The organism is Corynebacterium yudongzhengii (assembly GCF_003065405.1).
GTDB lineage: Bacteria > Actinomycetota > Actinomycetes > Mycobacteriales > Mycobacteriaceae > Corynebacterium > Corynebacterium yudongzhengii.
In genome coordinates, this window is record NZ_CP026947.1 from 281,029 (window position 1) to 302,381 (window position 21,353).

Below are 21,353 nucleotides of genomic sequence, written 5' to 3' on the forward strand. Positions count from 1 at the left end.
GGAGTCGGTCCGAAAGGGGTCTCGCGCGGTCGAAACGAGTAGTCCTTAGGGGTGCCTGCTTTCGACCAGCGGTAGCGCTGTATGCGGGAAAGGTTGGTCGGTTCTGTGTGGCGGGTGGGGACTGCGGAGGCCGGGTCACGAAGAACGCGGTAGCCTCGAATCTCATGCCGCGGTAGCGAGTTTGCACGCCTGGTCGAAAGGAGTCGGTCCGAAAGGAGTCTCGCGCGGTCGAAGCGAGTAGTCTTTTAGGGGTGCCTGCTTTCGACCAGCGGTAGCGCTGTATGCGGGAAAGGTTGGTCGGTTCTGTGTGGTGGGTGGGGACTGCGGAGGCCGGGTCACGAAGAGCGCAGTAGCCTCGAATCTCATGCCGCGGTAGCGAGTTTGCACGCCTGGTCGAAAGGAGTCGGTCCGAAAGGAGTCTCGCGCGGTCGAAACGAGTAGTCCTTTAGGGGTGCCTGCTTTCGACCAGCACTATCGCTGCATGCAAACAACCCCATTTCCGCCATTCCGCGGCAACCAAGAACGCCAAAAGGGCGCCGAAACCGGCGCCCCAGGAGCAAGTACATACTAGAAGTTCGTGGCCTCGCGGAGCACGCCACGGGTCTTGGCCCACTTGTCGTGGAGTCCCTGCGTGCGGTCGTTGGTAAAGAGCATCACGAAGATCGCGACGCCCACGCCGAACTGGATCAGGCCGCCGAGGAACGGGATGAGGCCCAGCAGCAGCCACACCGAGCGCAGCGCGGAGGTACCCAGAGAGATGGGCTGCATGTTCATGTCGACCACGCGGATGCCGAGCAGATGCTTACCCACGGTGGAGAAGCTGGTCGTGTGCAGGATCGTGAAGTACGCGTAGATCACGAACACCATGACGAAGCCGAGCGCCTGCGTCTGGGCGATGGTCTCATCCATGACCTGTTGCGGGGTCATGTCGGGTTCGACGTTGCTCATCACCCACGGGGTGGTCACGATGCTGGCCGCTAAACCTACCAGCATCGAGTCGATGAAGTAGGCGAAGAAGCGGCGCCACGGGCCGGCGGCGATCTCCCCACCCCCGTGCAGCGTCCCCGCTCCCGCGCCGTACTCGGAGTCGGAGCTGGGGTAGCCGCCGTAGCCGGCGTAATCGCTATAAGAAGGGGTGCCGCCGTACGGGGTCTCGTACGGGCTCTGACCGCGCGCCGGGGTATCACCAGCGCCAAAACCCTCGTTGAACGAGTTGTTCGGATCGTTCGGGTCGTTGTTGCCTTGCGGGCTATTCGGGGTGGTCATGAACTTCCGATAATCCTTTCCAATGCGTGTGATCTACGGCCAGTCTAGCGGGATCCGGCGTCCTGGTCTTTCTCGATCATCTCTTCCAGCTTCTCCTGGACTTCGCGGCGGTTGACCTTGCCCATCATGTTCTGGGGCAGCTCCTCGAAGTGGTAGAAGCGGCGCGGCACCTTGTAGCGGGTTAGGTGCTTGCGGGCGTGTTCCTTGAGGCCTTCGGGGTCGAGGACGGCGCCGTCGCGAAGCACGACGCAGGCCACCACGTCCTCGGAGCCGTCCTTGCGCTCCAGCCCGAGGACGGAGACCGCTTCGACGTCTCGGTGATCGCGCATCGCGGCCTCGACCTCGGCGGGGTAGACGTTGAAGCCGCCGGTGATGATGACTTCTTTGAGGCGGGCGACGAGTTTCACGAAGCCACCCTCGTCCATCACGCCGATGTCACCGGTGCGGAACCAGCCGTCGTGGAATGCCTTCTCGGTGGCTTCGGGGTTGTTGAGATAGCCGGAGAAGACCTGCGGGCCCTTGGCCAGGATTTCGCCTTCCTCGCCGTCGGGCATCGTCTCCTCGGGGTTTTCGGGGTTGGCGATGCGGATCTCGGTATCCGGGAAGGGCACGCCGATGTAGCCGGGGCGGCGCTTGTCGTTCATCGGGGTGCCGATGAGGATCGGCGCGGTCTCGGTGAGTCCGTAGCCCTCGACGAACATGCCGGAGGTGTGCTCCTCCCAGCGCGCGACCATCTCCGGCGGCATGGTCGCCGCGCCGCAGAAGGCGCTGAGCACGGACTTCAGCGAGGCCTTCTGGTCCTCGTCGACGGCCGCGAGGGTCTTCTCGAACAGCAGCGGCACGCCCGAGAACCAGGTCGGCTCGCGCTGCTTGAGGGCGTCGAGGATCAGCGGGGTCTTCGGCACGGGAACGATGACCATCTCGCCGCCGACGTAGAAGGACAGCGTCATCGCCATGGTCATGCCGTAGGCGTGGAAGAAGGGCAGGGCGGCCAAGAGGCGTTCCTCGCGCTTGCCGAGGCCTTCCACCCAGGCCACGCCCTGGTGGATGTTGGCAAAGAGGTTGCCGTGCGAGAGCACCGCACCCTTCGGGGCGCCGGTGGTGCCGGAGGTGTACAAGATGACGGCCGGGGTCTTTGGGGTGACGGACTTCTCCGAGGAGAGCTCCTCGCCGCTGCCGCCGATGGCGTCGCTGAGCAGGGCGTCGAAAGGCACGGTGTTCGGCGCTGGGGCGTGCAGCTGCTCGCGGGCCTCGCGGATCTTCGGGATCGGCAGCCTTAAGCCCCACTGTTTGACGCGCGGCATCGCGTCGATCAGGTTCACCGAGACGATGGTCTCGAGCTCGGTCTCGCCGCGCAGCTTCTCGAAGGTCGCGGCGGTCTTGTCCCACACAATCGCCACGCGCGCCTCGTGGTTCTGGAAGGGCTTGCGCAGCTCGTGGGCGGTGTAGAGCGGGTTGTGCTCCGCAACGGCCGCGCCGAGCTTGAGCACCGCGTAGAAGGCGATGACGTGCTGCGGGCAGTTCGGCATCGCGAGTGCGACCCGATCCCCCGGGCGCACGCCGAAGGCGCGCAGGCCCGCGGCGGCACGGCGCACCTGCTCGTCGAGCTCCGCATACGTCAGCGACTTGCCGAAGAACCACGTCGCGGGCTTGCCGGGGTTCTTCGCGAGGTTGTTGTCGTAGACGTCGAGAAGCGTCGTCGTACCGTAATCGAGCTCGGCGTCGGTCCACGACGAATAAGCATCTAACCAGGCCTTGGTCTCATAAGCGGGCATGTTGAGGCGGTCACCGTCCTTGAGTCATAGTGGTGGGTGAAGAATCTGAGAAAACTATGCCCCCACCCTAACGGCTAGCATGGACTTCATGAATCAGATGCGCGTCGCCATGATCTCGATGCACACCTCGCCGCTGGAGCAGCCGGGTATCGGCGATGCCGGCGGTCTTAACGTCTACGTGCTCAATACCGCCCGTGAGCTGGCCCGCGCCGGGCACCGGGTGGACGTTTACACCCGGGCGACCCGCCCGAGCCAGGGCACGGTCGTCGACGTCACCGAGGGCTTGCGCGTTATCAATATCACCGCCGGGCCCTATGAGGGACTCGAGAAAGCGGAGCTGCCCACCCAGCTGGTCGCGTTCGCCGGCGGGGTCGTCGAATACGCGCGCTGCCACGGCCTGCGCTACGACGTCATCCACTCCCACTACTGGCTCTCCGGCCAAGTCGGCTGGCTGCTGCGCGATCTCTGGGCCGTGCCTTTGGTGCACACCGCCCACACGCTCGCGGCGGTGAAGAACTCCTATCGCTCGGAGGATGACACCCCGGAGACCGAGGCGCGCCGCATCTGCGAGCAGCAGCTCGTCGATAATGCGAACCTGCTCGTGGTCAACACCCGCGACGAGACCGACCAGCTCGTCGAGCACTATGATGCCGATCCCACCCACATCGAGGTCGTGTCCCCAGGCGCCGACACCAAGCTCTACACCCCTGGTACCTCCCGCAACACCGAGCGCTCCCGCCGCGAGCTCGGCCTGCCGCTGCACAGCAAGGTCGTCGCCTTCGTCGGCCGCATGCAGGAGTTCAAAGGCCCGCAGGTCCTGATCCGCGCCGTCGCAAAGCTTTTCGAACGCGACCCCTCCCGCGATCTGCGCGTGGTGCTCTGCGGCGGCGCCTCCGGGGCGACCGCCGATCGCGCGTACTACCAGGACATGGTCCGCGAGCTCGGCCTGCACCGACGCGTGCGCTTTTTGGACCCGCGCCCGCCGGAGGAGCTCGTCGCGCTCTACCAGGCCGCCGACATCGTCGCCGTGCCCAGCTACAACGAGTCCTTCGGGCTGGTCGCCGTCGAGGCCCAGGCGACCGGCACCCCCGTCGTCGCCGCGCGCGTCGGCGGGCTGCCCGTCGCGGTCGCCGACGGCACCACCGGGGTGCTTGTCGACGGCCACGCCCCCGAAAACTGGGCCGATGCCCTAGCAAAGCTTCTCGACGACGACGAGACCCGCATCCAGATGGGCGAGGCGGCCGTCGGCCACGCGGAGGAGTTCAGCTGGGCCGCGTGTGCCCAGCGCCTCGAGGAGGGCTACCTCCAGGCCCGCCTGATGCCGCAGCAGGATTGCTCGGCGCGCCGGGCGATCGGCGATGGCCATCACTTTGACCACCACGGCGGCTAAATATTTGGCATGCTGGAGGTATGAGCAACGGAAAGCTGATCCTCGTTCGCCATGGCCAGAGCGAGTGGAACAAGTCTAACCAGTTCACCGGCTGGGTCGATGTCAACCTCACCGACAAGGGCCGCGAAGAAGGCGCCAACGCGGGCCGATTGATGTGGGAGAAGGACGCCCTGCCCGATATCGTCTACACCTCCTTGCTGCGCCGCGCGATTACCACCGCGAACATCGCGCTCGATGCGTGTGATCGCCACTGGATCCCGGTGGTGCGCAACTGGCGCCTCAACGAGCGCCACTACGGCAAGCTGCAGGGCCTGAACAAGGCGGAGATCCGCGAGGAGTTCGGCGAGGAGCAGTTCATGACGTGGCGCCGCTCGTACGACACCCCGCCGCCGGAGATCGACCCGGACAACGAGTACGCCCAGACCGACGACCCGCGCTACTTCAACCTGCCGCAGGTCCCGCGCACGGAGTGCCTGAAGGATGTCGTCGAGCGCTTCGTTCCGTATTTCACCGACAACATCCTGCCGCACGCGATGAAGGGTGAGAACGTCATGGTCGCCGCCCACGGCAACTCGCTGCGCGCGCTGGTGAAGTACCTGGACAAGATCTCGGAGGAGGACATCGCCGGTCTCAACATCCCGACCGGTATGCCGCTGGTCTACGAGATTACGGCGGAGGGCGACGTCGTCAACCCGGGTGGCACCTACCTGGATCCGGAGGCCGCCGAGGCCGGTGCCGCGGCCGTCGCCAACCAGGGTCAGAAGTAAACGCTAGGTAGTGTCCGCCACCTTCGCGTTCATTGCGGGAGCAGTACTGGCAACAGTGCTGCTCCCGTTAGGCATGCGCATCAAAGAACGCATCGACCGCATGCGCTCGACCGCCACGTTCGAAGACAACCAGGTCACCACCGTCAGCCAGGTGCTGCACCTGGTCACCCAGGGCTCGCCGACGGCGGTGACCGTCGTCGATCGCTCCGGCGGGGTGATCCTGTCGAACTCGCGGGCGCACGACATGGCCATCGTGCACGACCGCACCATCAACCCCGAGGTCTGGGAGGTCGCCCAGAAGGTCTTCGAGGATAAAGAATCCCGCGTGCTGGAGCTCTCCATGCCGCACCGGCGCACGGGCAACCGGGTCACCCACGTCAGCGCCCTGCTCAAGCCGCTGACGCTTGTCGACGACCGCTTCCTCATCATCTACGGCACCGACGAATCGGAAGCGGTGCGCATGGAAAACGCCCGCCGCGACTTCGTGGCGAACGTCTCCCACGAGCTCAAGACCCCCGTTGGGGGGATGAGCCTGCTCGCGGAGGCGCTGCTCGATTCGGTCGATGACGTCGAGCACGTCGAGTATTTCGGGCAGAAGCTGCTCGACGAATCCCAACGCATGGGCGACATGATCTCCGAGCTGATTTCGCTGTCCAAGCTGCAGGGCGCCGAGGCGCTGCCGGAGATGGCGCCGGTGGCCGTCGACGATCTGGTCGACGAGGCCATCGCCCGCAACCAGCTCAACGCAGAGAGCGCCGGCATCGAGCTGACCGCCGGCAAACCCGGTGGCCTGCAGGTCATCGGCGATAAGACCCTGCTGGTGACGGCGCTGAGCAACCTGATCTCGAACGCCATTAACTACTCGCCGAACGCCCTGCCGGTGACCGTCTCGCAGAAGGTGGTCGACGACGTGGTGCACATCCGCGTCACCGACCGCGGCATCGGCATCGCCCCGGAGGACCAGAAGCGCGTCTTCGAGCGCTTCTACCGCGTCGACCGCGCGCGCTCGCGGGCGACGGGCGGTACCGGGCTTGGACTAGCCATAGTCAAACATGTGGTGGCGAACCATGGAGGTAACATCAAGTTGTGGTCCCGACCCGGCACCGGGTCGACGTTCACCATCGAGCTTCCGATCCATTGGCCCGAGAAGCCAGAGCGGAAAGCGGAAGTCGAGGAGGACGGCGACAGTGCTCTCCGGAAAGCTGTGAGCCGGGTGAAGACACGCAGAAAGGACAAAACGTCATGACCAACATTCTGATCGTCGAGGACGAGGAGTCGCTGGCCGACCCGTTGGCCTTTCTGCTCCGCAAAGAGGGCTTCGAGGTGGACACCGCCGTCGACGGTCCTAGCGCCCTGAGGGAGTTCGAGAAGGGGCGTACCGATCTGGTGCTTTTGGATCTCATGTTGCCGGGGATGTCGGGCACGGACGTCGCTAAGCAAATGCGCTCTACGTCGAACGTCCCGATCATCATGGTCACCGCGCGCGACTCGGAGATCGACAAGGTCGTCGGCCTCGAATTAGGTGCCGACGACTACGTGACCAAGCCTTACTCTTCGCGCGAATTGATCGCGCGGATCCGGGCGGTGCTGCGCCGCGGCGGCGCCGGGGTCGAGGAGGAGGCCGTCGACGTCGAGAACTCGCAGATCCTCGAAGGCGGGCGGGTGCGCATGGACGTCGGCAGGCATACCGTCACTGTCGACGGCGAGCCGGTGCCCATGCCGCTGAAGGAGTTCGACCTGCTCGAATACCTGCTGTCGAACGCTGGGCGCGTGCTCACGCGCGGTCAGCTCATCGACCGCATCTGGGGGCCCGACTACGTCGGCGACACCAAGACCCTCGACGTCCACGTCAAGCGCCTGCGCTCCAAGGTCGAGGAGGAGCCCTCACGCCCGCGGCATCTGGTCACCGTGCGCGGGCTCGGTTACAAGTTTGAGGCCTGATCGCTCGCCGGGTGCTTCAGCCGCGGGTATTCGGCGCGCTTGCGGCAATGCTCGGCGAGCACCTCGTAGGCGGCCTCGCCCATCATCGCGATCAGCCCGTCCTTCTGCGAGACCCACACCGGCTCGTCAGCGATGTGGCAACCCGGCGCCGAGGAGCACCACCAGTGGAAGTCCTCGCCGCCGTTGCCCCAGGCCCGCCGGTCGTATTCGGTGATGGTGGTCCGCAGGATCTCGACGTCGTCACTCCGGGTCTCCCACGCCTCGTGCCGACGCGTCGGCACCTGCCAGCACACCTCCGGCTTGACGACGGTAATGTCTCCCCCTTCCGCCAGCGCCCACTGATGGAGCGCGCAGCCGGTGCCACTCGGCCAGCCCGCCCGGTTGGCGAAGACGCAGCCGCCGTCGACCACCTTCGTCTTCAGCGCGGGTTCGGCCTCGCCCTCGTCCTTATCCAGCTCGTCCCACTCGAGCCAGGGCTCGGTGTCGGTGGCCATCGCGTCGGCCAAGAACTTGTCGGTGCCCTTCGGGCGCAGCTGCCAGTACTTCGCGGGCATCTCCGCGACGGCGTCGTAGAGCTGATCGCGATCCTCCTCGTCCGCGAGGAACGCCCCGTGGGTACAGCAGGCGATGGCCGGGTGCTCCGTGTCGATCCCGTGGCAGCTCTGGGTGCCGAACATGCACGTGTAATAAGACTCGATCCAGGTCAAGTCGATGCTGAAGACGTGCTCGGCATCCTCCGGGTCGGTGAACTCGAACCACTCCCTCGGGAAATCCGGGGCGAGCTCACGACCGGCGGCGATCGATTTCCCCGCCGGCGAGAAGGCGGGAAAGCCTAGATGGGTAGGTCCAGATTGCGGGTGATTCACACCAGACCAACCTAGACCGTCTACCCTAGAACATGTGCGATTAGGTGTATTAGACGTGGGCAGCAACACTGTTCACCTCGTGGCAGTCGATGCCCGCAACGGCGGGCACCCCACTCCCATGAGCGACTGGAAGACCAGCCTCCGGCTCGTCGAGATGCTCGACGACAAGGGAGCGATCCACGAGAAGGGTCAAAAACGTCTCATCAACGCGATCTCGGAGGCGGCGGAGCTCGTCGATAAGCTCGGCGCCCAAGAGATCATCCCGTTCGCCACCTCGGCTATCCGCTCGGCGACGAACTCCCAGGAGGTCCTCCAGGCCATCGAGAAGAAAACCGGAGTGCGCCTCGAGGTGCTCTCCGGCGAGGAGGAGGCCCGCCTGACGTTTTTGGCCGTGCGCCGCTGGTACGGGTGGTCCGCCGGACGCATCACCAACCTCGACATCGGGGGCGGCTCCCTGGAGCTGTCCACCGGCTCCGACGAAACCCCCGACATCGCCCTCTCCCTCGACCTGGGCGCCGGGCGGTTAACCCACCAGTGGTTCGACTCCGACCCGCCGGAGCGCAAACGCGTCAAGGCACTGCGCGACTACATCGACGCCGAGTTGGTCGAACCGGCCCGAAAGTTCAAGATGTACGGAGAGCCCGGGCTCGCGGTGGGAACGTCGAAAACCTTCCGCACCCTCGCCCGGCTGACCGGTTCCGCACCGAGCTCAGCCGGACCGTACGTCAAGCGCACGCTCACGGCCCCCGGGCTGCGGCAGCTGATCGCGTTCATCTCCCGGATGACGGCTGCCGACCGCGCGGAACTGGAGGGGATATCCTCGGATCGTTCCCACCAGATCGTCGCGGGCGCACTCGTGGCCGAGGCGAGCATGCGGGCACTGGGGATCGACAACATGGAGATCTGCCCCTGGGCCCTGCGGGAGGGCGTGATCCTGCGCCGCATCGACAAGGGACTGGACAATGAGAAGTAAGGACGGCACGAACCATGGCTGAGAACAAACAGCTGACAGTTGCGGAGCTTCTGGCTCGCGCCCGCCAAGAGAACCCGGACAGCGGGGACGAGGAGCAGCCCAAGCGCCGCCGTCGCCGCAGCCTCGAGGAAGGCGGAGTCTCCGTCGCAGAGCTCACCGGCTCCTTCAAGGCCGTCGACGCTGCCCCGCAGGAGGCGAAGCACTCGTCCGTTCCGATCGACGCGCCGGCCGAGGAGGCGGAGGCTGATTCTGGCTCGGAGTCGGCGGAGGTTTCGGAGGCTTCGGAGCCGAAGCAGGACTCTGAGAAAGCCGAAGAGCGCAAGGGCCTGTCGGATGAGGATACTGGTGTCATCAACAAGGTGGACGACACCGCCCCGGCTGAGAAGAAGGCGGAGAAGAAGCCTGAAAAGAAGCCTGCCCCGCAGCCCGCCGAGACCGGCGTGATGCCGCGGGTCGACCACGTCGACGAGCTCGAGGACGCGGAGCGTTCTTCGCAGGCGGCTGCGGGTGCCGGTGTGGCTGGCTCGACTAAGGCGTCTGCCGTCGACGAGCAGAAGACCCCGGATCGCACCCCGGCCGAGCGCCCTGCCGAGGACGTCGCCGCGGCCGACGATTCCGATGACTCCGACGACGACTCCGGCCTCAACATTGCCGCGGTGTTGGGCCTGGCGCTGCTGGGGATCGTCATCGGCGTGGCCATCTTCCTCGGATTCCAGCAGCTGTGGGCGAACGTGAGCAGCTGGCTCGTGGTGGTGTGCGCGCTGATCGTCACCGCGGTCATGGTCGGTGCCGTGAAGGTACTGCGCACCGCCAGCGATGGTTTGTCCATGACCCTGGCCGCGCTCGTCGGTCTCGTCATCACGTTGGGACCTGCCGCGCTCGTGCTCTAGCTCGTAGATCCCTTTTTCGAAGGCCCCACGATCACTCCGTCCGATCGTGGGGTCTTCGGTCGTTTCCGGGGTAGTTACTCAAATCTTGGGCCCGTGTCGGCCGGATTTATCCCGGAAATTTAAATAACTACCGACGATAACCCCAATTCCAGGCCCCCAAACCCCAAGATCGTCGGTAGTTACTCAAATCCAAACCCCACCGTCCCCACAACCCACCAACAACCCACCAACAACCCCACCCCACCCCAAGTGACAGAGATTATTTCCCGCCGTCGATCGCCACCCCGACCAGCACCGACGCACACAAAAACCAACCCAGTACCCATGCCCACCCTGCGACCCTGACCCCTTTTCTGGCACCATCGGGGGTCATGAGCACTATCGCAATTATCGGCGCTGGCAACATCGGCGAGGCTCTCATCTCGGGTCTCGTGGCTGCCGGCCATGATCCCAAGTCCGTTATCGCTACCAACCGCACGCCGTCGCGTTCGAAGTATCTCGAGAACGAGTACGGCATCCGCACCACTGATGACAACCATGCCGCGGTCAGCGGCGCGGATTATGTCTTCGTGTGTGTGAAGCCGCCGCAGGTGGTTTCGGTGCTGTCTGAGTTGGCGGATACGATCGATAAGAATGATTCCACGGTCGTGGCGTCCCTGGCCGCGGGCGTGAAGATCGCTGACATGGAAGAGGCGGTCTCGGCGGGCACTCCGGTCATCCGCATCATGGCGAACACCCCGATGATCGTCGGGGCGGGCATGAATGCGTGCACGCCGGGTCGCTACGTCAGCGACCAGCAGATGGATGAGGTCGCTGAGGTGTTGAGTGCGGTGGGTGACGTGGTCGTCGTCAAGGAGGATCAGATGGACGCCGTCGTCGCCGTCTCTGGCTCCGCACCGGCGTACTACTTCCTGTTCACGGAGGCGCTTATCGACGCCGGCGTCCAGGCCGGCCTCCCGCGCGATCTGGCACTGAAGCTGGCGAAGAGCACGGTCGCCGGCGCCGGCGCCCTGCTCAGCCAGCGTGACGACGAGCCCGCCACTCTGCGTGCCAACATTTCCTCGCCCGGCGGCTCCACGGTGGCGGCCCTGCGTGAGCTCGAGGAGTCGGGCATCCGCGGTGCCGTCTTCCGCGCTGTCGAGGCGTGCGCCCGCCGTTCGAACGAGCTGGGCGGCTAATCCACCCCGGCGGGGGTGTCGCATGCCTCCGGCCTCGCTGCCGTTCGCGCACGTGCGAGGCGTCATTTCAGACACTTTCAGACACTTTTGAAAACTTGAGTAGCACTAGTCACAGGATTCCCGGTAGGCTAGCTCAGGCACGTGCGTGTTCGTCCTGCGGGAGGGGAAGCCTGCAGCGCGTAACTTGCTGAAGGGTAGATAATTATGGCTAACGAAGAGATGGGAACGTTCCTGACCGTCGCAGAGGTCGCTGAGATCATGCGCGTCTCTAAGATGACAGTGTACCGCCTGGTGCACTCCGGTGAGCTGCCGGCGGTGCGCGTGGGCCGTTCCTTCCGTGTCCAGGAGAAGGCTGTTAACGAGTACCTCGATAACTCCTTCTACGACGTCGGGTAGCAACCGCTACGCCGTCAAGGTGGTGCTAGCGGCCCGCGGGTGTTTGGAGCGCCCGCGGGCCGCCGGTATGCTGGTACGCATTCGTGCCGGTCGCTTGGGTTCGCCTCTCGCGAGTGCACCGCTGGAGAACGCCGAGACCTAGGCCGGCAGGTTGGTACGTATCAAAGAAAGCAAAGTGAGGAAACCGATATGGGTTCTGTCATCAAGAAGCGCCGCAAGCGCATGTCCAAGAAGAAGCACCGCAAGATGCTGCGCCGCACCCGCGTTCAGCGCCGCAAGCTGGGCAAGTAAGCCCTCTCACAACCACGCCACCTCCCCTTGAGGAGGTGGCGTCTTGCGTATCAACGGCGCCTTCGCGCCCGCCGCAGTTTTAAACTCGCCAGCGAGATCCCCGCGGTCGCGAGCGCTGGTAGCCCGTAGGTGCGCACGGCGCGGCGCACGCTGCGGTAGTCGCGCACGATCCAGCCTCGCCGTAGGGCCTCCTTCTTCAGAGCCCGGTCCGGGTTGATCGCCACGGCGGTGCCCACCATGGACAGCATCGGGATGTCGTTGGAGGAATCCGAATACGCGGTGCACCGCGACAGGTCCAGCCCCTCCAGCGACGACAGCGCCGCCACGGCGTGCTTCTTGCCGGGGCCGTGCAGGATGTCGCCGACCAGCCGACCGGTGAAGACACCGTCGACCTGCTCGGGCACCGTGCCGAGCGCGCCGGTGAACCCGAGGCGCTCTGCCAGGATCTGGGCGAGTTGCACCGGCGTGGCGGTGACGAGCCAGACTTGCTGGCCGGCGTCGATATGCATCTGGGCGAGATCGCGCGTGCCGGAGTAGAGCTTGGCAATCATGCGCTTATCGACGATCTCGCGCCCCAACTCCGTCAACTCATCGACCCGCCGGCCCCGGATGAACTCGAGGGCCTGCTGGCGTCCGGCGGTGATGTCGTGGGAGCTTTCCGCGCCGATCAGCCGGAATTTGGCCTGCTTGTAGACCATGGGGGCGATGTCGCGCAGCCGGAAGAACTTCTGGCGGGTCAGGCCCATCGCGAGCTGGACCAGGGAAGAGCCTTGGATGAGGGTGTTGTCGACGTCGAAAAACGCGGCCGCGCCGGGATCGACCGGGATGTCCGGATCGGGGGTGGTCAGGCGGCTGGCGCCGGCGGCCTCGCGGGCGCCGTGGACGGAGTCGGCGCCGGCGACGTATTCGTCGATGTCGATGCCGAAGAGCTCGGCGACGGCGGCCTCCGCGGCGGCTTTACCGGCTTCTCGCTGCGGTTTCTCGCCGAGCGGGGGAGCGGCGTAGTCCTCGACGAAGCTGCGGATGTTGCCCCTCGAGGCGGTCCAGTGGGACAGGAAATCGCGCGCGTTCGACGGGAACTGCGGGGGCTGCGCGGGATCCGGGCTCACGGTCATCCTTGCTCTTTCGCGGGTTGTTTCTTGGCGTTCGGCGGGCAAAATGCCCCGCCGGGCCTTAGCGGCGGACTATGGTGAAACCATCGTAGTTCGCATGCGATCCGGCTGTCCTTTCACCTGCAGTCGGGGTGATCGAGGAGCCACAAGGAGGCAGACGTCCATGGCGGACACCACGCCGGAAACCAAGACCGTGCAGCTGATGGTGCGGGCCACCTGCGGCTCGTGTGAGCGGGTGCGTCGGCAGATCACGCCGGTGATCGCGCAGGCGGGGGCGCGGATGGAGGTTATTGACGTCGATAAGCCGCCCGCCGCCTACGCCGGGGAGAACCTCGCCGCCGAGTTCGGCGACCGCGTGCCGGTGGTGGTGATCGACGATGAGGAGTTCGCCTGCTGGGAGGTGGACAACGAAGAGTTGGCCGCTGAGCTCGCGATCTAAGCCATACCTAACTTATGAGAGTAGCGCTTTCGATAGCCCCGGTTGGGGAGTGGGCTGCTAGCGGGGGTATCCTTTTGATTGAATTTTTCGCCATCCATCCTGGAGGACGTTTGTGAGTGTTCTGGTCGTCGGCATGTCGCACCGGTCCGCGCCGGTCGCGCTCCTGGAGCGGCTGAGCATGGACGCTGCGGTGCAGGAGGACGCGTCATCGAGGCTGATCGCGCGGGAGTCGCTCTCGGAGGCGATGATCATCTCCACCTGCAACCGCATGGAGATCTACACCGTCACCAACTCCTTCCACGCCGGGGTGCGTGACATCGTCGAGGAGCTCACCGCGCTCTCCGGCATCGATTCGGAGACCCTGCGCAGCTACCTCTATGTCCGCTACGCCGACGCCGCCGCCGAGCACATGATGGTGGTGGCCTCGGGCCTGGATTCGATGGTGGTCGGCGAGCAGCAGATCATCGGCCAGGTGCGCGCCGCCTATCAGAACGCCTCGGAGCGCGGCACCGTCGGCCCCGGCTTGCATGCGGTCTCGCAGTCGGCGCTGCGCACCGGCAAGCGGGTGCATTCGGAAACGGGTATCGACGACGCCGGCGCCTCCATGGTCACCGTCGCCTTCGAACAGGCGCTGGGGCACTTGCAGCGCGAGGACCTCAGCGGGCGCACGGCCCTGGTCATCGGCGCCGGGGCGATGGCCTCGCTGGCGGCGACGCACATGGGGCGCCTAGGGGTGGAGAAGATTATCGTCGCCAACCGCACCGTCGAGCGCGCCCACCGCTTGGCCGCGCACTCCCGTGAGGCCGGCATCCCCGCCGAGGGCATCCCGCTGTCCGAGGCCGTCGGCCATCTCGGCGACGTCGACATTGCGGTCTCCGCCACCGGCGCCGAGGACTTCACCATCACCGTGGCCGATATTCCGGAAAAGCTCCGCGAGAAGCTCATGCTCGTCGATCTCTCGCTGCCACGCGATATCGAAGACGCCGCCGGAGAAATAGACGGCGTGCACCTGGTCAACATCGAATCGCTGCACAAGTCCGTGACCTCGCGCGATTCCAGCTCGACGGCCCACCTGCAGGCCCAGGACATCGTCTCCGAGGAGCTCGGGGCGTATTCCTCCGAGCAGCGCGTGCGCGACGTCGCCCCAGCGGTGACAGCCCTGCGCAAGGGGGCGGCCCGGATTGCGGATTCCGAGCTAGACCGCCTGCGCGGGCGCCTGCCCGAGGTCGATGACACCGAGTTCACGGAGATTACGCGGACGGTGAAGCGGGTCGTCGATAAGCTGCTGCATGAGCCCACCGTGCAAGCCAAGCGACTCGCCGCCGAGTCCGGCAGCCTCAGCTACGAGACCGCGCTGCAGCAGCTCTTCGGCCTCGATGCGGCGCCGGCGCGGGCGGTCGCGGTCGATGCCACCGAGCTGCCCGAGTCGGACCTGGCGGCGCAGTGCCCGGCGATCGCCACCCCAGAGGACGGAAAGGACACCGAATCTCAATGAGCCCGAATGCCCCGGATCGCATCCTGAAGGTCGGTACGCGTGGGTCGAAGCTCGCCACCACCCAGGCGGGCCACGTCCGCGACGCGCTGATTGAGGCCGGCTACCCCGCCGAGCTGAAGATCATCACCACCGCCGGAGACGTCAACATGGCCCCGGTCGAGCGCATCGGGGTCGGCGTGTTCACCCAGGCGCTGCGCGAGGCGATGGCCAGCGGCGAATGCGACCTGGCGGTGCACTCCTTTAAGGACCTGCCCACAGCCTTGGACGAGCGCTTCCACCTCGTCGTGCCCAGCCGCGAAGATAACCGCGAGGCGCTCATCGCCCGCGACGGGCTGACGCTTGAGACCCTGCCGGAGGGCGCCCGGGTGGGCACCTCCGCGCCGCGGCGTATCTCCCAGCTGCGCGCCCACCGCCCGGACCTGGATATTCGTCCGCTGCGCGGCAATATCGACACCCGCATGGGCAAGGTCACCGAGGGGGAACTCGACGCCGTCGTCCTCGCGTATGCGGGTCTGGTGCGCGCGGGTTATGCCGAGCGCGCCACCGAGGTCTTCGACAACTCCCGGATCTACCCGGCTCCGGCCCAGGGGGCGCTGGCCGTCGAGTCCCGCGCCGACGATGACTACGGGCGCGCGGCTATCGACACGCTTTATGATGCCGCCGACTCCGACTGCGCCCGCGCCGAGCGCTTCGTGCTCGCCCGCCTGGAGGCCGGCTGCACCGCGCCGGTGGCCGCGTACTCGCGCCAGATGGATGAGGGCATCCACCTGCACGCCGGCGTCTTTGCCGTCGACGGTTCCGCCCAGCTCACCGCCGAAGACACCGGCACGGACCCCGAAGCGCTGGGCACGGCCCTGGCCGAAAGATTGCTTGCCGACGGCGCCGCCGACGTCATGGAGCGCTAAGCACCATGGCCCGCCTCGAGATCTCCCCGGACCGGGTGCGCGTGCACCTGTCCTGGTGGGAGAAGCTGGCCGTACGCCGGTCGCATCTGACCATTCCCATGCGTGCGGTCGAGCGGGTCGACGTGGTTACCGACGCCGGCGCCGCGCTCGGCGACGGCCGCTATGAGAACTCCACCCGCATTCCCGGCGTGACCGCCGCCGGCGCCCTGACCACCGAAGACGCCGAAGGCCACCGCACCTTCGCGGTCTGCCACCGCCACCTTCCCGGGCTGGTGCTCACCTTGAACCGGGCGACCTTTGACCGCATCGTTTTATCCACCGGCCACGCCGACGCGTACGCCCGCCAGATCCAGGACCACCTGGCGGCGGGGGAGTAGGGGTAGCGGTGGCGAAAAAGATTGACGTTGTGGGAGCCGTCATCGTGCGCGACGGCATGATCCTGGCCGTGCAGCGCGGCGCGCAGCAGAGCCTGCCCGGGTCGTGGGAGTTTCCCGGCGGAAAGATCGAGCCCGGCGAAGACGCTCGAAGCGCGCTGATAAGAGAGCTCGACGAGGAACTGCTGTGCGAGATTACCGTCGGCGAGTTCCTTACCACCACCAGCTATGACTATCCCTTTGGCACGGTGGTGCTCTCGACGTATTTCTGCGAGCTGGTCTCCGGTGAGCCCCGCCTGACCGAGCACTCCCAGCTGCGCTGGCTCGCCCCGTCGGAACTGCGCGGGCTCGACTGGGCGCCGGCGGATGTCCCCGCGGTGCAGCTGATCGAAGAAAAGCTCGGCGGATGAATCAACGCGCCCTCGCGATCGCGCGCGATATCGAGTTCGGGTTTCTCGACGCCAGCGTGAATGCAGAGCAGCTGTATAACCCGGAGCTGATTGCGAATACGACCGACAACACGATGCTGTGGGCGATGAAGAAGGAACTGGCGCGCTCGGAGCGTTTCATCTTCTCCGTCGCGTTCATCACCTCCTCCGGGTTAGCGATGCTCAAGCAGGCGCTCTACGAGTTCCCCGGGCAGGGCACGATCATCACCTCGCGCTACCTCGACTTCAACGAACCCGACGTCTTCCGCGAGCTGCTGAACCTCGATAACGTCGAGGTCCTCGTGGATGACGGGGTGGAAGAGGGATTCCACGCCAAGGGCTACCTCTTCGAGCAGGCCGATGGGCTGACCGCGATCGTCGGCAGTTCGAACCTGACCGATCGCGCGCTCAAGGTGAACCAGGAATGGAACATCCGCTTTACCGCCCTCCCCGACGGTGAGATTGTGGAGCAACTCCACGCGGCCATCCGACGTCAACGTCAGCGGGCACAGCCCCTAACCGACGAGTGGATCGCCGACTACGAACGCTTACGCCAACAGCGCAGCATCATCCCCCGCCATGGTCGGGTTGTCGAGGCCACAGCAGAGGGCGAGCGCATCCTGCCGAACCGCATGCAGGCCGAGGCGCTCGACGCGTTGCAGCACGTCATCGACGAGGGGGAGAAGAAAGCCGTCATCATCTCAGCGACCGGTACCGGCAAAACTATTCTCGCTGCCCTCGCGGTGCGCAACGCGAATCCCGCCAGGCTCTTGTTCATCGTGCACCGTGAGCAGATCCTGCAGAAGGCGTTGCAGGAGTTCCAGAAGGTGCTGCAGGCAGATCCCGACGATTTCGGGCTGTTCGTTGGCGGCAAGAAGGAGATCGACGCCCGCTACGTCTTCGCCTCCTACCAGTCGCTGGCGCGCCCGGAGACCCTGCCCGGCATCGATCCACGCGCCTTCGACTACATCATCATCGACGAAGTCCACCGCGCCGGCGCCGATAGCTACCGCCGCTTACTCGAGCACTTCCGACCCGAGTTCCTCCTCGGCCTCACGGCCACCCCGGAGCGCACCGATGGCTTCAACATCTACGAGCTCTTCGACTACAACGTCCCCTACGAGATCCGGCTCCACGACGCCTTGCGCTCCAAGATGCTCGTGCCCTTCCACTACTACGGAGTCGCCGACTTCGAGGACAGCCGCGGAGTGATCGCCCGTGACGACTCGACGCTCGATGAGCTGTTATCGGCAGAACGCGTCGATTACCTGCTGGAGATGCTGCGGGTCTACGGCTATCCGAGGGGAGTCAAAGGGCTGATGTTTTGCAGCCGGACGCGCGAGGCGCAGCTCTTATCGGAGAAACTTAACGAGCGCAGCCTGAACGGCTGCCGGCTGCGCACCGTCGCCTTGTCCGGTGCGGATACGCAGGCTAAGCGCGATGAGGCGGTGCGCCGCCTGGCGGAAGGAGAGCTGGATTACATCCTCACCGTCGACATCTTCAACGAAGGTATCGATATTCCGGTGCTCAACCAGATCGTCATGCTGCGTGCCACGGAGTCGAGCATCATTTTCACCCAACAACTCGGCCGGGGACTGCGCAAAGCCGAGGGCAAAGACCACCTCCGGGTGATCGACTTCATTGGCAACTACGCCAACAACTACCTCATTCCCATAGCGCTGACCGGGGATAATTCGGCCAACAAGGACAGCCTGCGCGAAAAGATCGTCAGCTCGGAGACGAAGGGCGTCGAGCTGGGCACCTCGAGCATCAACTTCGACCGCATCTCCCAGGAGCGCATCCTGACCTCGCTGGCCAAGGCCCGCCTGGACGGCAAACGCGAGTTCAAGAAGATGATCGCTCAGCTCGAACAACGCTTGGGCCAGATCCCGTGCTTGCGCGACTTCGCCCGCTTCGACACCGTCGACCCCTTCGTTATAGGCAGCAAGTACAACGACTACTGGAGCCTGCTGCACTCGCTGCGTTTCGTCGAGCGCGGCCCGAGCCCACAGGAAGCCCGCTATCTGAAGTTCTTATCCTCCGAGATCCTCAACGGACTGCGCCCGCACGAAGCTCTGCTGCTGCAGAAACTGCTCACCGACCGCGAGATCACCCGGGAGGAGTTCTCCCAGCTTCTCGACGACGCCGACACCGCCGCCAACCCGGAGGTTTTATCCTCGGTGGAAAGGATGCTCACGCTGGAGTTTTTCAGTACGCGCCGCCGCAAAGCACCCGGCGATATCGCGATCATCCGCATCAAAGGCGACGTCATCTCTTTGGACCCCGAGTTCGCCGGGCTCTACTTCGCTTATGCCGCCAGTGATGATCGGGCCTATACCTCCCAGTCCTTCCGTGCCCACGTGGATGACATCGTCGATACCTCTTTGTTCCTCACCCAGGCCGAGCACTCGTGGCGCGGCGAGCTTTTGGTGGGCAATCGCTATAGCCGCAAAGATGTCTGCCGCCTGCTGCTGTGGGACAGGAACGAGGAATCCACGATGTACGGCTACAAGGTGGATAAGGCGACGAGTACGTGTCCGATCTTCGTCACCTACGACAAGCACCCGGACGTCCCGGCGAGCACGCGCTACCTCGACTCCTTCGTCAGCCCGAGCGTGATGAACTGGTATTCCCGCAGCGGCCGCACTCTCGAGAGCAACGAGTTGCAGCCGATTTTAGGCGGCGAGGTAGCCTTGCATCTGTTCGTGAAAAAGAGCGACGCGGAAGGCACGGACTTCTTCTACCTGGGAGAAGCGGAGAGCAAAGACCCTGAGCAGACGACGATGCGCGGCGAGGGGGGCCGCGAACATGATGTGGTCACGATGAACTTGGAACTCGACTCTCCGGTGGAGCTGGGGCTGTATCGCTACCTCGTCGACACCGGGGTCGTAGACGCGGATTCCTAGCGGATTCCCAGCGAAAACCGCACCCCATCACCCGCTGTCACCCGCGACGTTTTTCATTCTGGCTACCCCTGCTTTATGGTGGTGGATACCACACGACAGTTTTGCTGAGTTGACACAGGTCCCCCTAAGGGGATTAGCCCTGTACAACCACATTGTCGTGAATTTTTCATGATAGCTGTCAGTGCCCCGCTTCCAACGTAGAAAAGAACCGTATGACCCAGGCTCCTTCGACTCCCCAGCCGGGGACCATCGTCTTCGTCGGCGCCGGACCGGGCAACCCCGACCTGCTGACTGTGCGCGCCCGTGAGGTGTTGTCCACGACGGCCATCGCGGTTGTCGACGACGAGGTGTCCAGCGGCGTGCGCGAGGTGGTTGCCGAGAGGCTGCCCGTGCCCCAGGACCTCCTCGACGCCGCGGACGAGGAGTATAAGCGCATGTGCGCTGAGGCTAAGGAGGCGGGGGCTCGTCGGAAACCGGCGCGTCCCGCCCCTCCCACCGCCGCCGATGTGCGCCCCGTAGCGGAAGGCGCGGTGGCGGACGTCGTCACGCAGCTGAACGAGGCCTTAAGTGAGGCCGCCGAGCTCGAGTCCTCCGTGGAATCCGGCCCGCAGGTCGTGCGCCTGGTCGCCGGCAACCCGCTGACCCGGGAGTCGATCAAGGCGGAGATCGAGGCGGTCGCCGCCGCCGGCCTGGAGTTCCAGGTCGTGCCGGGGATGTCGCTGCCGTCGACGGTGCCGTCTTTCGCCGGCATCGCGCTCGGCTCCACCTTTACCGAGGCCGATGTCACGGACTTGAAGAACCGCGACGTCGACTTCGCGCAGCTGGCCGCCGCCCCGCAGCCGCTGGTGCTGCAGGCCACGGCCGAGGAGCTCGGCACCATCGCCGAGAAGCTGCAGGCCGAAGGCATCGACGCCGCCACGCCCGCCTCCGTGACCGTCAACGGCACGACCCGCCTGCAGCGCACCTACGACACCACCCTGGGCACCCTCGGCAAGATCAACGCCGAGCTGGATGGCCAGCTCGTGGTCACCCTGGGCACCAGCGTGGATGAGCGCACCAAGTACTCCTGGTGGGAAAACCGACCGTTGTATGGCTGGCGCGTGCTTGTGCCGCGCCCGAAGAACCAGGCCGCCTCGATGAGCGCGCGCCTGGCCACCCACGGCGCGATCCCGCAGTCCGTGCCGACGATCTCCGTCGAGCCGCCGCGCAACCCCGCGCAGATGGACCGCGCGATCAAGGGCATCATCGAGGGCCGCTACCAGTGGATCGTGTTCACCTCCGTCAACGCGGTCAACGCGGTCTGGGACAAGATCGACGCCCTCGGCTTAGATGCCCGCTCCTTCGCCGGGGTGCACCTGGCGGCCGTCGGCACGAAGACGGCGGCGGCGATCAAGGAGCGCGGCCTGGCCCCGGAGCTTTTGCCTCCGCGCACCAAGCAGAACGCCGCCGGGCTGGTGGAGGTCTTCCCGAACTACGTCGAGGAGATCGACCCGGTCTCGCGCGTGCTTCTGCCGCGTGCGGACATCGCCACCGACGTGCTTGTCGACGGTCTCACCGACCTCGACTGGGAGGTCGACGACATCGTCGCCTACCGCACCGTGCGGGCCTCCCCGCCGCCGGCCGAGACCCGCGACATGATCAAATCCGGTGGCTTCGACGCGGTGTGCTTCACCTCCTCGTCGACGGTGAAGAACCTCGTCGGCATCGCCGGCAAGCCGCACCAGCGCACCATCATCGCCTGCATCGGCCCGATGGCCGCCGCCACCGCCGAGGAGATGGGTCTGCGCGTTGACGTCGTCCCCGAGATCGCCGACGTCGAGCACCTCGTCGATGCCCTGGCCGATCATGTCGCGCACCTGCGGGCCGTCGGCCAGCTGCCGCCGCCGCGCAAGAAGCGCCGCAGCCGGCGCAAGAGCTCGCAGAGCTCGTCTGCGACGCGGAAATCGAAGAGCGCGTGATAC

20 protein-coding genes are annotated in these 21,353 nt (G+C 65.5%); 16 read left to right on the forward strand and 4 right to left on the reverse strand.

Going from position 1 to position 21,353, the window contains the following annotated elements; genetic code table 11:
- Positions 1-567 precede the first annotated feature (567 nt).
- Positions 568-1,266 (reverse strand): RDD family protein, encoded by a 699-nt coding sequence (locus C3B44_RS01320; RefSeq protein ID WP_108430771.1) that lies wholly within the window; start codon positions 1,264-1,266, stop codon positions 568-570.
- Between the two features lie 44 nt (positions 1,267-1,310).
- The gene (locus C3B44_RS01325) at positions 1,311-3,041 is read right to left on the reverse strand and encodes a long-chain-fatty-acid--CoA ligase (RefSeq protein WP_108430772.1); all 1,731 of its coding nucleotides are present in this window, start codon (positions 3,039-3,041) and stop codon (positions 1,311-1,313) included.
- A 97-nt stretch (positions 3,042-3,138) separates the two neighbouring features.
- On the opposite strand from C3B44_RS01325, the gene mshA reads away from it, so the two are divergent.
- The 4 genes from mshA to C3B44_RS01345 all read left to right on the forward strand — a co-directional run bounded on the left by mshA (position 3,139) and on the right by C3B44_RS01345 (position 7,139).
- Positions 3,139-4,431: a D-inositol-3-phosphate glycosyltransferase gene (gene mshA / locus C3B44_RS01330; RefSeq protein WP_108432508.1), complete on the forward strand. Its 1,293-nt coding sequence runs from the start codon at positions 3,139-3,141 to the stop codon at positions 4,429-4,431.
- Positions 4,432-4,451: 20 nt separating this feature from the next.
- Complete coding sequence (locus C3B44_RS01335) at positions 4,452-5,198, forward strand: phosphoglyceromutase (RefSeq protein WP_108430773.1); 747 nt, start codon at positions 4,452-4,454, stop codon at positions 5,196-5,198.
- Between the two features lie 73 nt (positions 5,199-5,271).
- The gene (locus C3B44_RS01340; protein ID WP_108432509.1) at positions 5,272-6,444 is read left to right on the forward strand and encodes a sensor histidine kinase; all 1,173 of its coding nucleotides are present in this window, start codon (positions 5,272-5,274) and stop codon (positions 6,442-6,444) included.
- The gene (locus tag C3B44_RS01345; RefSeq protein WP_108430774.1) at positions 6,441-7,139 is read left to right on the forward strand and encodes a response regulator transcription factor; all 699 of its coding nucleotides are present in this window, start codon (positions 6,441-6,443) and stop codon (positions 7,137-7,139) included. Before C3B44_RS01340 ends, C3B44_RS01345 begins: the two co-directional genes overlap by 4 nt.
- Here the strand turns inward: C3B44_RS01345 and C3B44_RS01350 are convergent.
- Positions 7,121-8,005 (reverse strand): DUF3109 family protein, encoded by an 885-nt coding sequence (locus C3B44_RS01350; protein WP_108430775.1) that lies wholly within the window; start codon positions 8,003-8,005, stop codon positions 7,121-7,123. The genes C3B44_RS01345 and C3B44_RS01350 overlap by 19 nt on opposite strands.
- Before the next feature lie 34 nt (positions 8,006-8,039).
- Here C3B44_RS01350 and C3B44_RS01355 point away from each other — a divergent pair, with 34 nt between their 5' ends.
- The 5 genes from C3B44_RS01355 to C3B44_RS01375 all read left to right on the forward strand — a co-directional run bounded on the left by C3B44_RS01355 (position 8,040) and on the right by C3B44_RS01375 (position 11,733).
- The gene (locus tag C3B44_RS01355) at positions 8,040-8,978 is read left to right on the forward strand and encodes a Ppx/GppA family phosphatase (RefSeq protein WP_108430776.1); all 939 of its coding nucleotides are present in this window, start codon (positions 8,040-8,042) and stop codon (positions 8,976-8,978) included.
- 14 nt (positions 8,979-8,992) lie between these two features.
- Positions 8,993-9,868 (forward strand): hypothetical protein, encoded by an 876-nt coding sequence (locus C3B44_RS01360; protein ID WP_108430777.1) that lies wholly within the window; start codon positions 8,993-8,995, stop codon positions 9,866-9,868.
- A 371-nt stretch (positions 9,869-10,239) separates the two neighbouring features.
- Positions 10,240-11,046, forward strand: a complete 807-nt coding sequence (gene proC / locus C3B44_RS01365) for a pyrroline-5-carboxylate reductase (RefSeq protein ID WP_108430778.1) — start codon at positions 10,240-10,242, stop codon at positions 11,044-11,046.
- A gap of 204 nt (positions 11,047-11,250) precedes the next feature.
- Positions 11,251-11,442, forward strand: coding sequence for a helix-turn-helix domain-containing protein (locus tag C3B44_RS01370; RefSeq protein ID WP_108430779.1), 192 nt, complete (start codon positions 11,251-11,253; stop codon positions 11,440-11,442).
- A 189-nt stretch (positions 11,443-11,631) separates the two neighbouring features.
- Entirely contained in the window at positions 11,632-11,733 is a 102-nt protein-coding gene (locus C3B44_RS01375) for a 30S ribosomal protein bS22 (RefSeq protein ID WP_003855542.1), read from the forward strand.
- 50 nt (positions 11,734-11,783) lie between these two features.
- Here the strand turns inward: C3B44_RS01375 and C3B44_RS01380 are convergent, their stop codons facing one another.
- Positions 11,784-12,848, reverse strand: coding sequence for an HAD family hydrolase (locus tag C3B44_RS01380; protein WP_108430780.1), 1,065 nt, complete (start codon positions 12,846-12,848; stop codon positions 11,784-11,786).
- A gap of 160 nt (positions 12,849-13,008) precedes the next feature.
- Here C3B44_RS01380 and C3B44_RS01385 point away from each other — a divergent pair, with 160 nt between their 5' ends.
- The 7 genes from C3B44_RS01385 (at position 13,009) to C3B44_RS01415 (ending at position 21,350) form a co-directional block, all read left to right on the forward strand.
- A complete protein-coding gene (locus C3B44_RS01385) occupies positions 13,009-13,284 on the forward strand; it encodes a glutaredoxin family protein (RefSeq protein WP_108430781.1) in 276 nt (91 codons plus the stop codon).
- 112 nt (positions 13,285-13,396) lie between these two features.
- Positions 13,397-14,779, forward strand: coding sequence for a glutamyl-tRNA reductase (locus C3B44_RS01390; RefSeq protein WP_108430782.1), 1,383 nt, complete (start codon positions 13,397-13,399; stop codon positions 14,777-14,779).
- A 20-nt stretch (positions 14,780-14,799) separates the two neighbouring features.
- On the forward strand, positions 14,800-15,684 hold the full coding sequence (gene hemC, locus C3B44_RS01395; RefSeq protein ID WP_108432510.1) for a hydroxymethylbilane synthase: 885 nt from the start codon (positions 14,800-14,802) through the stop codon (positions 15,682-15,684).
- A 5-nt stretch (positions 15,685-15,689) separates the two neighbouring features.
- Positions 15,690-16,061, forward strand: a complete 372-nt coding sequence (locus C3B44_RS01400) for a hypothetical protein (RefSeq protein ID WP_108430783.1) — start codon at positions 15,690-15,692, stop codon at positions 16,059-16,061.
- Positions 16,062-16,069: 8 nt separating this feature from the next.
- A complete protein-coding gene (locus tag C3B44_RS01405) occupies positions 16,070-16,468 on the forward strand; it encodes a (deoxy)nucleoside triphosphate pyrophosphohydrolase (protein ID WP_108430784.1) in 399 nt (132 codons plus the stop codon).
- On the forward strand, positions 16,465-19,392 hold the full coding sequence (locus C3B44_RS01410; protein WP_108430785.1) for a DEAD/DEAH box helicase: 2,928 nt from the start codon (positions 16,465-16,467) through the stop codon (positions 19,390-19,392). The genes C3B44_RS01405 and C3B44_RS01410 overlap by 4 nt, the downstream gene beginning before the upstream one ends.
- A 212-nt stretch (positions 19,393-19,604) precedes the next feature.
- Positions 19,605-21,350, forward strand: a complete 1,746-nt coding sequence (locus C3B44_RS01415) for a bifunctional uroporphyrinogen-III C-methyltransferase/uroporphyrinogen-III synthase (protein WP_108430786.1) — start codon at positions 19,605-19,607, stop codon at positions 21,348-21,350.
- Positions 21,351-21,353 lie beyond the last annotated feature (3 nt).

Coding starts and splice junctions, on each gene's coding strand:
- C3B44_RS01320 (WP_108430771.1), bottom strand. CDS start 1,266: ATGACCACCCCGAATAGCCCGCAAGGCAACAACGACCCGAACGATCCG.
- C3B44_RS01325 (WP_108430772.1), bottom strand. CDS start 3,041: ATGCCCGCTTATGAGACCAAGGCCTGGTTAGATGCTTATTCGTCGTGG.
- mshA (WP_108432508.1), top strand. CDS start 3,139: ATGCGCGTCGCCATGATCTCGATGCACACCTCGCCGCTGGAGCAGCCG.
- C3B44_RS01335 (WP_108430773.1), top strand. CDS start 4,452: ATGAGCAACGGAAAGCTGATCCTCGTTCGCCATGGCCAGAGCGAGTGG.
- C3B44_RS01340 (WP_108432509.1), top strand. CDS start 5,272: ATGCGCATCAAAGAACGCATCGACCGCATGCGCTCGACCGCCACGTTC.
- C3B44_RS01345 (WP_108430774.1), top strand. CDS start 6,441: ATGACCAACATTCTGATCGTCGAGGACGAGGAGTCGCTGGCCGACCCG.
- C3B44_RS01360 (WP_108430777.1), top strand. CDS start 8,993: ATGGCTGAGAACAAACAGCTGACAGTTGCGGAGCTTCTGGCTCGCGCC.
- proC (WP_108430778.1), top strand. CDS start 10,240: ATGAGCACTATCGCAATTATCGGCGCTGGCAACATCGGCGAGGCTCTC.
- C3B44_RS01370 (WP_108430779.1), top strand. CDS start 11,251: ATGGCTAACGAAGAGATGGGAACGTTCCTGACCGTCGCAGAGGTCGCT.
- C3B44_RS01375 (WP_003855542.1), top strand. CDS start 11,632: ATGGGTTCTGTCATCAAGAAGCGCCGCAAGCGCATGTCCAAGAAGAAG.
- C3B44_RS01380 (WP_108430780.1), bottom strand. CDS start 12,848: ATGACCGTGAGCCCGGATCCCGCGCAGCCCCCGCAGTTCCCGTCGAAC.
- C3B44_RS01385 (WP_108430781.1), top strand. CDS start 13,009: ATGGCGGACACCACGCCGGAAACCAAGACCGTGCAGCTGATGGTGCGG.
- C3B44_RS01400 (WP_108430783.1), top strand. CDS start 15,690: ATGGCCCGCCTCGAGATCTCCCCGGACCGGGTGCGCGTGCACCTGTCC.
- C3B44_RS01410 (WP_108430785.1), top strand. CDS start 16,465: ATGAATCAACGCGCCCTCGCGATCGCGCGCGATATCGAGTTCGGGTTT.
- C3B44_RS01415 (WP_108430786.1), top strand. CDS start 19,605: ATGACCCAGGCTCCTTCGACTCCCCAGCCGGGGACCATCGTCTTCGTC.